Raw genomic sequence first — 12,415 nt, 5'->3', positions numbered from 1 at the left:
GAAATACATGAACCTGTTGAAATCACTGGCAGCGGTCAGCTCCATGACCCTGTTTTCACGCGTGTTGGGCTTTGTGCGTGATGCTATTGTGGCGCGCGTGTTTGGCGCGGGGATGGCGACCGATGCCTTCTTTATTGCTTTTAAACTGCCAAACCTGTTGCGCCGTATTTTTGCCGAAGGCGCATTTTCTCAGGCGTTTGTGCCGATCCTGGCAGAGTACAAAAGCAAGCAGGGCGAAGAAGCCACCAAAGTGTTTATTGCCTATGTGTCCGGGCTGCTGACGCTGGCCCTGGCCATTATCACCGTACTGGGGATGTTCGCCGCCCCCTGGGTGATCCTGATTACCGCCCCCGGTTTTGCCGACACGCCGGATAAGTTCGCGCTGACCTCTTCACTGCTGCGCGTCACCTTTCCTTATATTCTGTTGATTTCGCTGGCGTCGCTGGCGGGGGCGATCCTTAACACCTGGAACCGTTTTTCCGTTCCGGCCTTTGCACCAACGCTGCTCAACGTCAGTATGATCGGCTTTGCGCTGTTTGCGGCGCCGCACTTCCATCCGCCTGTCATGGCCCTGGCGTGGGCGGTGGTCGCGGGGGGCGTGCTGCAACTGGGCTATCAGCTGCCGCATCTGAAGAAAATCGGCATGCTGGTGTTGCCGCGTCTCAACTTAAAGGATGCGGGCGTATGGCGTGTGATGCGCCAGATGGGGCCGGCGATCCTCGGCGTCTCGGTCAGCCAGATTTCATTGATCATTAACACCATTTTTGCCTCTTTCCTTGTTTCCGGTTCGGTGTCGTGGATGTACTACGCTGACCGCCTGATGGAGTTTCCTTCCGGGGTGCTGGGCGTGGCGCTGGGAACCATTCTGCTGCCTTCGCTGGCGAAGAGTTTTGCCAGCGGGAACCAGGACGAGTATTCAAAGCTGATGGACTGGGGGCTGCGCCTCTGTTTCCTGCTGGCGTTGCCGAGCGCGGTGGCGTTGGGGATTCTGGCGAAACCGCTCACCGTATCGTTATTCCAGTACGGCAAGTTCAGTGCGTTTGATGCCGCCATGACGCAACGGGCGCTGGTGGCCTATTCGGTCGGGCTGATGGGGCTGATTGTGGTGAAGGTGCTGGCGCCGGGTTTTTACTCGCGACAAAACATCAAGACTCCGGTGAAGATTGCGCTGTTTACGCTGCTGGCCACGCAGGTGATGAACCTGGCGTTTATCGGTCCGTTGAAACATGCCGGGTTGTCGCTGTCGATCGGGCTGGCTGCCTGCCTCAACGCCGCGCTGCTCTACTGGCAACTGCGCAAGCAGGATATTTTCCAGCCGCAGCCCGGCTGGTTGAGTTTCCTGGTGCGCCTGATTATTGCGGTTGTGGTGATGGCGGCGGCATTAATCGGCATGATGTACGTAATGCCTGACTGGGCCAGCGGGAATATGTTGTCGCGTTTACTGCGTCTGGCGGCGGTTTGTGCGGTTGGCGGCGGCGTCTATTTTGTGGTGCTGGGTGTTCTTGGCTTCCGCCCGCGCCACTTTTCCCGCAGGACGGCGCTGTAAAAAAACAAACAGAAAAACCCCGCGGCGCCAAGGCGCAGCGGGGTAAAGTAAATCAAAATCGAACCCCTAAATAATTCGAGCTGGATGACAAAAACGCAATGCGTTTTTGAACAGCACCTGTGCTGGCCCCGAAGGGGCGAGGCCCATTAAAGGGCCGAGTAACGCGGCAATCGAGCGAATCCCGATGAGCTTACTGAAGTAAGTGATTCGGGTGAACGAGTGCAGCCAACGCGCAGGCAGCTTGAAGTATGACGGGGGTCAGGCTTTGCGACTCACCGGAGCGGTGGTAATCGCATGACCGTCAGGACCATAAAATTTTTGTGACTGATAAGGCTTCAAGACTTGCAGCGCATGCTCGTTATGACTGATCTGATGGTTGAGCAACATACCGTTATGTAAATTGGTATCACGCAGTTTTACCGTCTGTTCCTGAATGGCCGCCCAGCGCCGTGCAAGCGCAGGGTGCTGGCTATAAGGCACGTGTGTGCCAGTGGCTTTCTCCGCGTCACGACGCATCTCTTCCAGGAAGTTGAGGGTAGCCAGTAAAGAGCTTTTATCCTCGGTAATTCGCTGTAATAAGCTGCTGTTGACCTGACCTGCCGAGAGCTGTTCTTGCTCTGCATTCATGACATCGGCCAGCGACGAAAGAACTTCAAGCATTTTATCAAGTGCGTTTTGCAGCTTATCCATGGGTTAATTACCTTGCAGTGAGTCTTTAGCTTCCTGAATCAGCGCGTCGGCAATTTTGCCGGTGTCCATTTTCAGTTCGCCGTTGCGAATTGCATTCTTCAGCTCTTCAACACGGGCGGTATTAATGTCCTGTGAGCTGGCTTTGCTCAACTGTGACTGTGCGCCGCTGAGAACAACCTGAGTACCGGTTGTGGTTTCAGTGGTTTTGCTTTCTGCTGCACGCGCTTTTGGCTGGGCAACATCATTGGTGTCACGTGACTGTACAGTGCTGGCTGGTTTCAATGCCTGGGTTCTGTCGATGCTCATATGCGCTCCTGTTAACTCAGACCTACGAGTCTGATGTTCAATATTCTAATAGTACAATGACCGTTATTAACACTATCGGCAGAACTGTAGCCTTCTTTAGTGGTTTATAGCGATATCAGAATATTCCCATTAGCGTCGACCTTACCCATCACTATCTGCCCTGAACTCATCCGAACTCTGACCGGTTGCGTGGCGGTGGCATTGTTCATTGCCTTGCCTTCGCTGCTGATATTAAAACCTTCGCCGCTGGCGGTCACGGTGACCATCTGGCCGGCTTTCACCCGCCACGGCTGGCGCATCATCATCATGGTCACTGGCTGGCCGGGATTGATATCGCGCAGGGCGACGGCACCGACCGCGTCAGCGGAACTCGTCAGGGTACGGGCGGGCAGGGTATCCAGTCGGCCCTGCTCCATCCGCATGTCGCTGGCGGCAATCGTCGCGCCGCGTGGCACCTGGCGGGTGGCAACCAGATACTCGCCACTAACTTGTACCTGAACCTGAATATAACGGCGATTTTGATCGCAATTGGCGGCAACGCTGATATTGCCCCACATACGGCTGTTGCCCGGCAGCGAAAACTGCGGCTGCTCACAGGCTGGCCACATGTTCTGCGGGGTTTTCACCACCACGGTGAGGTTATCGGCAGACTGCCCGCTTTGCCCATAGCGATTTTTAAAAAATTCATTCAGCTGTGCGTTAAGGTCGACGGCACTGGCAGAGACGCTTATCAGAGCCAGTAAAACGGCCAGTAGTCGTGTGAATCCTCGCATCAGAGACCCCCTTAATTTCAACATGGCACCGATTCTACCCTCAGATGCATATTGTCAAGGCGCAAATTAGCGACGGTTTTTAGCGCTATTCAAACGATAGCCCTTTCCCCCCCGAGATTATGCTGTCAGCTCTAAATTCTCACTTGCGGAGGACGCATGCTCGACAAACTGGACGCAGCACTACGGTTTAATACCGAAGCCCTGAACCTGCGTGCACAGCGACAGGAAATCCTGGCATCCAACATCGCCAATGCTGACACGCCGGGCTATCAGGCACGCGATATCGATTTCGCCAGCCAGATGAATAAGGTGCTGGAACAAGGGCGGGCGCAGGGTTCCGGGCTGTCGCTGGCGGTGACGTCGGCACGCCATATTCCTGCGGAAAATCTTCAACCTCCTTCGATGGACCTGATGTACCGCGTTCCTGACCAGCCTGCGCTGGACGGTAACACGGTCGATATGGACCGCGAACGTACAGAGTTTGCCGATAACAGTCTGAAATATCAGACGGATTTGATGGCTATCAGCAGTCAGATTAAAGGCATGATGTCTGTGCTACAGGGGCAATAACGATGGCACTTTTAAATATTTTCAATATTGCCGGTTCGGCAATGGCTGCACAGTCACAGCGTCTTAACGTTAGCGCCAGTAACCTGGCCAACGCCGACAGCGTTACCGGGCCAGATGGTCAGCCCTATGTGGCGAAGCAGGTAGTGTTTCAAACCGACGCGGCACCCGGCTCCCCGACCGGCGGCGTGAAAGTGGCGCAGGTGATCGATGATCCTGCCCCGGCGCGTCTGGTGTACGAACCCGGTAATCCGATGGCCGATGCCAAAGGTTACGTGAAAATGCCCAATGTGGATGTAGTAGGAGAAACGGTGAACACCATGTCGGCCTCGCGCAGTTATCAGGCCAACGTTGAGGTTTTAAACACCGTTAAACAGATGATGTTGAAAACCTTAACCATGGGTCAATAAGGAGCTTCCCGATGAGTATTGCTGTTGGTGTTAATGAAACACAGGCGTCCACCACGCTTAAATCCTCTTCGTCTTCTTCTGACACGTCAGCAGCAGACTTACAGAGTAACTTCCTGACGCTGCTGGTGACTCAGTTGCAGAACCAGGACCCGACCAACCCGATGGACAACAGTCAGTTGACCTCGCAGCTGGCGCAGATCAATACCCTGAGCGGTATTGAAAAACTGAACACGACTCTGGGATCGATTTCCGGGCAGATCACCTCTGGTCAGTCTTTACAGGCGTCAACCCTGATTGGTCACGGTGTGATGGTTAATGGTTCACAGGTTCTGGTGGGCAGCAGTACCTCCACGCCGTTTGGCGTTGAGCTGGCGCAGGCTTCTACCGCCACCACTGCCACCATTAAAGATTCAAGCGGCGCAGTGATTCAGACCATTGATCTGGGCGCACAGTCCGCCGGTGTGCATACCTTCCAGTGGGATGGTAAAGCGGCCGATGGCACCACGGCGGCCGATGGTAAATACACCGTTTCTATCAGCGCCAGCAATGCTACCGGCCAGCTGGTTGCGCAGCCGCTGAACTATGCCTACGTGAGCGGCGTCAGCAGTAATGCGAAAGGGGCTGTACTTGACCTTGGCACCATGGGTACTACCACCCTGGATAACGTACGTCAGATTATTTAATCCACTAATTTATGCTTCAGGAGTGACAACATGGGCTTTTCACAAGCGGTCAGCGGTTTAAACGCAGCATCCAGCAACCTCGACGTTATTGGTAACAACATTTCCAACTCCGCTACAGCGGGCTTTAAATCCAGCACCGTCGCGTTTGCTGATATGTTTGCCGGTTCCAAAGTCGGTCTGGGAACCAAGGTTGCGGCCGTGGTGCAGGACTTTAACGACGGTACCACCACCACCACCAGCCGTGGCCTTGATGTGGCGATCAGCCAGCAGGGTTTCTTCCGTATGGCGGACACCACCGGTGCCGTGTATTACAGCCGCAACGGCCAGTTCACGCTGGATGCAAACCGTAATATCGTTAACATGCAGGGCCTGCAGCTGACCGGCTATCCGGCCACCGGCACCCCGCCAACCATTCAGACGGGGGCTAACCCGGTGGCATTGAGCGTGCCAACCACCGCGATGTCAGCCAAGGCGACCACCACCGCAGCGATGACGGCCAACCTGAACTCGACGGATACTGTCAAAGCGGTAGGGACTTTAGATATCACCGACCCGACGACCTATAACGCCAAGTCATCAATGACCACCTATGACTCGCTGGGTAACTCACACACCATCAACCTGTACTTCAATAAGACCGCTGATAACAACTGGACGGTGACGCCATACGATGCGTCAACTGGCCTGAAAGGGACGGCGACTCCTCTGGTATTTGACAAGAGCGGTAATTTGACGACCCCAGCGAGCGGTCTGGTGAGCTACACCATGGATACGCTGAACGGTTCATTAGGTCCGACCGCGCTGAACGTTGATATCACCGGCAGCCTGCAGCAGAACAATGGCACCAGCACCTTTGGTAACCCCACTCAGAACGGTTACAAACCGGGTGAACTGACCAGCTACCAGATCAACGATGACGGCACCCTGATCGGTACCTATTCCAACGAACAGACTCAGGTACTGGGTCAGATCGTCCTGGCTAACTTCGCTAACCCGGAAGGCCTGAAATCAGAAGGTAACAACGTCTGGTCTGCGACGTCTTCTTCTGGTCAGGCGCTGACCGGCATCGCGGGTACCGGTAACCTCGGTACGCTGACCGCCGGTGCGCTGGAGTCGTCGAACGTGGATCTGAGTAAAGAGCTGGTGAACATGATCGTCGCGCAACGTAACTATCAGTCGAATGCGCAGACCATCAAAACTCAGGACCAGATTCTTAACACGCTGGTCAACCTGCGCTAATTCGGTTAACAGGATCGTTCTATGGATCACGCAATCTATACCGCAATGGGGGCTGCCAGTCAGACCCTCGATCAGCAGGCAGTGACGGCGGCCAACCTGGCCAACGCCGCAACACCGGGATTCCGTGCGCAGCTGAGTGCTGCGCGTGCGGTGCCGGTGGAAGGTTTGTCATTGCCTACCCGTACGCTGGTCACGGCCTCAACGCCGGGAGCAGATATGACTCAGGGCGCGCTGGACTATACCGAGCGTGCGCTGGACGTGGCGATGCAGGGTGACGGCTGGCTGGCGGTACAAACCGCCGACGGCACCGAAGCCTACACCCGCAACGGGAATATGGAAGTCAGCCCAGCCGGGCAGCTGACCGTACAGGGCAACGTGGTGATGGGCGATGGCGGACCGATTGCGGTTCCGCAGGGTTCTGAACTCACTATCGCGGCTGACGGTTCAATTACTGCGCTGAACCCGGGCGATGCGCCGAATGCAACGGTACAGCTGGGCAAGCTCAAACTGGTGAAAGCCACGGGTAACGAGTTGACGCGCGGCGATGACGGTATGTTCCGCGTTTCCGCCAGCGCGGTGGCACAACGTGGCGCCACCTTACCGCTCGACCCGACGATGAAAGTGATGCCGGGCGTTCTGGAAGGCAGCAACGTCAGTTCCACGCAGACCATGGTCGATATGATTGCCAACGCCCGTCGTTTCGAGATGCAGATGAAAGTCATTTCCAGCGTCGATGAAAACGAACAAAGAGCCAACCAGCTGCTGTCAATGAGCTGATAAGAGGAATAACACATGATCCGTTCTCTATGGATTGCCAAGACCGGCCTTGACGCCCAGCAGACCAATATGGACGTTATTGCCAACAACCTGGCAAACGTTAGCACCAACGGTTTTAAACGTCAGCGCGCGGTATTTGAAGATCTGATGTACCAGACCATGCGTCAGCCGGGTGCTCAGTCATCTGAACAGACCACGCTGCCTTCTGGTTTACAGATCGGTACGGGTGTGCGTCCGGTGGCGACTGAACGTCTGCATAACCAGGGCAACCTGTCACAGACCGATTCATCGAAAGATGTCGCGATCAGCGGTCAGGGTTTCTTCTCGGTACAGATGCCGGATGGGACTACCGCGTATACACGCGATGGTTCTTTCCAGACCGATCAGAATGGCCAGCTGGTCACCAACGGCGGTTTCCCGGTACAGCCAGCCATCACCATCCCTGCTAACGCCCTGAGCATGACCGTCAGCCGCGACGGTGTGGTGAGCGTGACGCAGCAGGGCCAGACTAACCCGATACAGGTAGGGCAGCTGACGCTGAGTACCTTTATCAATGACGCCGGTCTGGAAAGTATGGGTGAGAACCTTTACCAGGAAACGCAGGCTTCTGGTGCGCCAACGGAAAGCAACCCAGGCAACAATGGTGCCGGTACGCTGTACCAGGGCTATGTGGAAACATCGAACGTTAACGTAGCGGAAGAGCTGGTCAGCATGATCCAGACTCAGCGCGCTTACGAAATTAACAGTAAGGCTGTGAGCACTTCCGATCAGATGCTGGCGAAACTGACCCAGCTGTAAGTGTAAAACGGACAGATTGACCGTTACAGGTGCCGGGCTTGCCCGGCCCGTTAATAAAATATTCACGTAATGAAAGGTTTATATCCATGGCGCAGCAGATCTCATTGCCTGGACGTTTGTTGGTAGCCACGTTGCTGCTGACGCTTAACGGTTGTGCGTTAGTTCCCCGTAAGCCACTGGTCGAAGGCTCGACGACGGCCCAGCCGCTGCCTGCTTCGCCTGCACTGGTTAACGGTTCGATTTTTCAGGGTGTGATGCCAATGAACTACGGCTATCAGCCGCTGTTTGAGGATCGCCGCCCACGTAATATTGGCGACACATTAACCATCACGCTGCAGGAAAATGTCAGCGCGAGTAAGAGTTCTTCTGCCAATGCCGGACGTGATGGTACTTCCAGCTTCGGGTTGACTGCGACACCGCGCGCCCTGGTCGGACTGCTGGGTAGCGATAAGGCCACCTTCGCCGGAGAAGGGAAAAATGATTTTGCCGGGAAGGGGGGCGCGACAGCCAACAATACCTTTACCGGGACTATCACCGTTACCGTTAATCAGGTGCTGCCCAACGGCAACCTGAATGTGGTGGGTGAGAAACAGATTGAGATTAATCAGGGAACAGAGTTTATCCGCTTCTCCGGTGTGGTTAACCCACGCACGATTAGCGCCAGCAATAGCGTTGTTTCCACCCAGGTGGCAGATTCGCGCATTGAGTACGTCGGTAACGGCTACATTAATGAAGCGCAAACCATGGGCTGGCTGCAGCGGTTCTTCCTGAACATATCACCGATGTAAGAGGTTTTAATGCGTAATGTACTGATTCGATTTGCCCTGCTGCTGGCGGTGGGGTTTAGCACCCTGGCTCAGGCCGATCGTATACGCGATCTGACCACCGTCGGCGGCGTGCGAGATAACTCCCTGATTGGTTACGGCCTGGTCGTGGGGCTGGATGGAACGGGTGACCAGACGACCCAGACGCCGTTTACCACGCAGAGCCTGAGCAACATGCTTTCGCAATTAGGGATCACCGTTCCCGCTGGTACCAATATGCAGTTGAAAAACGTGGCTGCGGTGATGATTACCGCCAAACTGCCGGCCTTTGGTCGTCAGGGGCAGGTGCTGGATGTGGTGGTTTCCTCTATGGGTAACGCCAAAAGCCTGCGCGGCGGCACGCTGTTGATGACACCGTTGAAAGGGGTCGACAATCAGGTCTATGCGCTGGCGCAGGGTAACATTCTGATTGGCGGGGCCAGTGCCTCTGCCGGTGGCAGCAGTGTGCAGGTTAACCAGGTGAACGGTGGCCGTATTACTGGCGGTGCGACGATTGAACGTGAACTGCCGAATAACTTCGGGACCAGTAACGTGGTGAGTCTGTTCCTGAACCAGGAAGATTTCAGCATGGCGCAACGCATCAGCGATGCGATTAACAGCCGTGGCGGCTATGGCATGGCGCAGGCTATTGATGGTCGTACCGTGCAGATTCGCTCTACCGCAAACAGTACCTCTCAGGTGCGCCTGCTGGCCGATATTCAGAACATTGAAGTGTCCATGCCGATTCAGGATGCCAAAGTGATTATCAACTCACGCACCGGGTCGGTGGTGATGAACCGCGAAGTGAATCTGACGCAGTGTGCTATTGCGCAGGGTAATCTCTCGGTCACCGTTAATCAGACGCAGAATGTCAGCCAGCCAAACACGCCATTGGGCGGCGGTCAGACGGTGGTGACACCGCAGACGCAGATTGATATGCGTCAGACCGGCGGCGCGCTGCAAACCGTCAATGCTACCGCCAATCTGAACAGCGTCGTGCGGGCACTGAATGCGCTGGGTGCGACCCCGATTGATCTGATGTCTATTTTACAGTCAATGCAGAGCGCAGGTTGCCTGCACGCAAAACTGGAAATTATCTGATGAGCGACAACAGCCAGTCTCTGAGCAGCGCGGCGTATGACAGCCGCTCGCTGAACACCCTGAAACGGTTAGCCGGAAATGACCCGAAAGCGCATGCGCGCGAAGTGGCAAAACAGGTCGAAGGGATGTTTGTACAAATGATGTTGAAAAGCATGCGCCAGGCGCTGCCACAGGATGGCCTGATGAGCAGTGAACAGACGCGGCTTTATACCTCAATGTACGATCAGCAGATTGGCCAGCAGATCGGGGCGAAAGGCCTCGGTCTGGCTGACCTTATCGTGAAGCAGATGGAAGGGCAGAAGCCGCTGGATGAGAAAGCAGGCACGGTGCCCATGCCGCTGGATAAGAGCTTTATCAACACGTTGCCACCGCTGGCGATGGAACAAATCGTCCGTAAAGCGGTGCCGCGTTTCTCCAGCGCAGAGATGCCGCTGTCAGGTGACAATGGTGACTTTATCGCGATGCTGTCGAAGCCAGCACAGGCGGCGAGTGAGAAAAGTGGTATTCCTCATCACCTGATTCTGGCCCAGGCCGCACTCGAATCGGGTTGGGGCCAGCGCCAGATCCTGACGCGTGACGGCAAGCCCAGTTATAACGTCTTTGGTATTAAAGCGACGGGCAGCTGGCAGGGTAAAACCACCGATGTGATGACCACCGAATTTGAGAACGGTGAAGCGAAAAAGGTGAAGCAAAAATTCCGCGTTTACGACTCCTATTTCGATGCCCTGAACGACTACGTCAAGCTGCTGAGTAACAACCCACGCTATGCGGCTGTGACCACCGCATCCTCACCTGAACAGGGCGCGCAGGCGTTGCAGGCTGCGGGTTATGCCACCGATCCTAAATATGCGCAAAAGCTGGTCGGTATGATCCAGCAGTTCAAGAATATGGGTGAGAAAGTGGTCAAAGCCTACAGCCAGGATATCGGCGATTTGTTTTAAATTTTTCGGGGAAATGCTCAAGTTTGCCCCGGTTTAACCGATAACCTTTTCAGGCCGGAATGACCTTAATCCCTTCCCGGCAAACGATTCGTCAATGCTGGCTCTGCAGTTGCCGGTGAACAAGGAACCGAAATGGCAAACTTAATTAATACCGCGATGAGCGGGTTAAGCGCCGCATCTGCTGCGCTGAACACCACCAGTAACAACATTACTAACTATGCCGTTACCGGTTATTCACGCCAGACCACCGTGCTGGCTCAGGCCAGCAGTACCCTGAACGGCGGCAGTTACTATGGTAACGGTGCTAATGTCTCCACGGTGTATCGTGAGTATGACCAGTTCATCACCAACCAGCTGCGTGCGGCCAGCGCTCAATCCAGCGCCATTACCACGCAGTACAGCCAGCTTTCCAGTATTGACGACATGCTGTCCAGCACCACCAACACACTGTCGACCAATATGCAGGACTTCTTCAGCTCGCTGCAGACGCTTTCCAGCAACGCCAGCGACTCTTCTTCCCGCCAGGCCGTTATCGGCAAAGCAGAAGGGCTGGTCAATCAGTTCAAAGTCACTGACACCTATTTGACCAACCTTGACAGCAGTGTGAACACGTCGTTGAAAGCCACTGTTGAGCAGGTCAACAACTACGCCAAACAGATCGCTAACGTTAACCAGCAGATCATCAAACTGAAAGGTGCGGGCGGCGGCAATGAGCCGAACGATTTGCTCGATCAGCGCGATCAGCTGGTCAGTGAACTGAATAAGCTGGTCGGCGTTAACGTCACCCAGCAGGATGGCGGTAGTTACAATATCTCCGTGGGTAACGGCATTTCTCTGGTTCAGGGCGACACTTACAGTCAACTGGCCACCGTGCCTTCCAGTGCCGATCCATCGCGTAATACGATCGCGACCGTTGATTCTGTGACGGGCCAAAAAGTCGAGATTTCGGAAAAACTGATCACGACAGGTTCTCTGGGGGGATTACTGGCATTCCGCAGCGATCTTGACAGCGTGCGCAACCAGGTGGGTCAACTGGCGATGGCGCTGGGCACCAGCTTCAATACTCAGCATGAATTGGGTAAAGACATTGATGGTGCAGTTGGCGGTGCTTTCTTCGCCCTCGGCAGCCCATCCGTGATCTCGAACGCCAAAAATACCGGCAGTGCGAATCTGACTGCAACCTGGGCAGATACGACAGTCGTACAGGCATCGAACTACACCGTCAGTTATGACGGGACTAACTGGACGGCAACTCGCCTGTCAGATAACACCAAATCCCCGGTCACGGTTGATGCAACGGCTCAAACGCTGTCGTTTGATGGTCTTTCTGTGGCGTATGACACGCTGCCAGCGGCTAAAGACAGTTTCACCATCAAGCCCGTGTCGAGTGTGGTGACCGGGATGAGTGTGCTGGTGACCGAAGAAGCCAAGCTGGCTGCGGCCAGCTCGACCGGCGGTGAAAGTAACAATGAAAACGTACAAAAGCTGTTGGGTCTGCAAACAGCCAATGTGATAAACGGCAAAAGTACACTGACGCAGGCGTATGCCAGCCTGGTGGCCAATGTCGGTAACAAAACCAGCACGCTGGAAACCACCAGCACCACGCAGGCAGCGGTGGTTACGCAGCTGACTAACCAACAGCAGTCGGTGTCCGGGGTTAACCTCGATGAAGAGTATTCCAACCTTACGCGCTATCAGCAGTACTACATGGCCAACGCCCAGGTATTGCAGACCGCTTCTACTATTTTTCAGTCACTCCTCAGTGCTGTCAGCTAATTTTC

General features: G+C 55.0%; 14 protein-coding genes. 11 read left to right on the top strand and 3 right to left on the bottom strand.

All coding sequences use genetic code 11. The features are described 5' to 3' along the window. The first annotated feature begins 7 nt into the window (after positions 1-7). Positions 8-1,546 carry a murein biosynthesis integral membrane protein MurJ gene (gene murJ / locus ACFL9S_RS15435; RefSeq protein WP_405262775.1) on the top strand — a complete coding sequence of 513 codons (1,539 nt, stop codon included), beginning with the start codon at positions 8-10 and terminating at the stop codon, positions 1,544-1,546. 258 nt (positions 1,547-1,804) lie between these two features. Here murJ and flgN read toward each other — a convergent pair whose 3' ends face one another. The 3 genes from flgN to flgA all read right to left on the bottom strand — a co-directional run bounded on the left by flgN (position 1,805) and on the right by flgA (position 3,315). Then, positions 1,805-2,236 carry a flagellar export chaperone FlgN gene (flgN, locus tag ACFL9S_RS15430; RefSeq protein ID WP_405262774.1) on the bottom strand — a complete coding sequence of 144 codons (432 nt, stop codon included), beginning with the start codon at positions 2,234-2,236 and terminating at the stop codon, positions 1,805-1,807. Positions 2,237-2,239: 3 nt separating this feature from the next. Continuing rightward, positions 2,240-2,542 carry a flagellar biosynthesis anti-sigma factor FlgM gene (gene flgM, locus ACFL9S_RS15425; RefSeq protein ID WP_167864384.1) on the bottom strand — a complete coding sequence of 101 codons (303 nt, stop codon included), beginning with the start codon at positions 2,540-2,542 and terminating at the stop codon, positions 2,240-2,242. A gap of 104 nt (positions 2,543-2,646) precedes the next feature. Further along, the gene (gene flgA / locus ACFL9S_RS15420) at positions 2,647-3,315 is read right to left on the bottom strand and encodes a flagellar basal body P-ring formation chaperone FlgA (protein WP_405262773.1); all 669 of its coding nucleotides are present in this window, start codon (positions 3,313-3,315) and stop codon (positions 2,647-2,649) included. A gap of 156 nt (positions 3,316-3,471) precedes the next feature. On the opposite strand from flgA, the gene flgB reads away from it, so the two are divergent. From flgB to flgK, 10 genes are all read left to right on the top strand, one after another. Further along, positions 3,472-3,885: a flagellar basal body rod protein FlgB gene (gene flgB / locus ACFL9S_RS15415; protein ID WP_154750752.1), complete on the top strand. Its 414-nt coding sequence runs from the start codon at positions 3,472-3,474 to the stop codon at positions 3,883-3,885. A gap of 2 nt (positions 3,886-3,887) precedes the next feature. Continuing rightward, positions 3,888-4,292, top strand: coding sequence for a flagellar basal body rod protein FlgC (gene flgC / locus ACFL9S_RS15410; RefSeq protein ID WP_062743747.1), 405 nt, complete (start codon positions 3,888-3,890; stop codon positions 4,290-4,292). A gap of 11 nt (positions 4,293-4,303) precedes the next feature. After that, positions 4,304-4,975 (top strand): flagellar hook assembly protein FlgD, encoded by a 672-nt coding sequence (gene flgD / locus ACFL9S_RS15405; protein WP_405262772.1) that lies wholly within the window; start codon positions 4,304-4,306, stop codon positions 4,973-4,975. 30 nt (positions 4,976-5,005) lie between these two features. Continuing rightward, positions 5,006-6,214: a flagellar hook protein FlgE gene (gene flgE, locus ACFL9S_RS15400; protein WP_405262771.1), complete on the top strand. Its 1,209-nt coding sequence runs from the start codon at positions 5,006-5,008 to the stop codon at positions 6,212-6,214. A 21-nt stretch (positions 6,215-6,235) separates the two neighbouring features. Beyond that, entirely contained in the window at positions 6,236-6,991 is a 756-nt protein-coding gene (locus ACFL9S_RS15395) for a flagellar basal body rod protein FlgF (protein WP_405262770.1), read from the top strand. A 15-nt stretch (positions 6,992-7,006) separates the two neighbouring features. Next, positions 7,007-7,789 (top strand): flagellar basal-body rod protein FlgG, encoded by a 783-nt coding sequence (gene flgG / locus ACFL9S_RS15390; protein WP_405262769.1) that lies wholly within the window; start codon positions 7,007-7,009, stop codon positions 7,787-7,789. 86 nt (positions 7,790-7,875) lie between these two features. Next, on the top strand, positions 7,876-8,577 hold the full coding sequence (locus ACFL9S_RS15385) for a flagellar basal body L-ring protein FlgH (RefSeq protein WP_405262768.1): 702 nt from the start codon (positions 7,876-7,878) through the stop codon (positions 8,575-8,577). 9 nt (positions 8,578-8,586) lie between these two features. Then, positions 8,587-9,693 (top strand): flagellar basal body P-ring protein FlgI, encoded by a 1,107-nt coding sequence (locus ACFL9S_RS15380; protein ID WP_405262767.1) that lies wholly within the window; start codon positions 8,587-8,589, stop codon positions 9,691-9,693. Then, a complete protein-coding gene (flgJ, locus tag ACFL9S_RS15375; protein ID WP_405262766.1) occupies positions 9,693-10,634 on the top strand; it encodes a flagellar assembly peptidoglycan hydrolase FlgJ in 942 nt (313 codons plus the stop codon). The genes ACFL9S_RS15380 and flgJ overlap by 1 nt, the downstream gene beginning before the upstream one ends. 132 nt (positions 10,635-10,766) lie before the next feature. Then, positions 10,767-12,410: a flagellar hook-associated protein FlgK gene (flgK, locus tag ACFL9S_RS15370; RefSeq protein ID WP_405262765.1), complete on the top strand. Its 1,644-nt coding sequence runs from the start codon at positions 10,767-10,769 to the stop codon at positions 12,408-12,410. Positions 12,411-12,415: the final 5 nt, after the last annotated feature.

This window comes from Erwinia sp. AnSW2-5 (assembly GCF_045107195.1).
Taxonomy (GTDB): domain Bacteria; phylum Pseudomonadota; class Gammaproteobacteria; order Enterobacterales; family Enterobacteriaceae; genus Erwinia.
The sequence above is the reverse complement of the archived record's forward strand: the minus strand, read 5'-3'. Positions and strand labels throughout refer to the sequence as shown.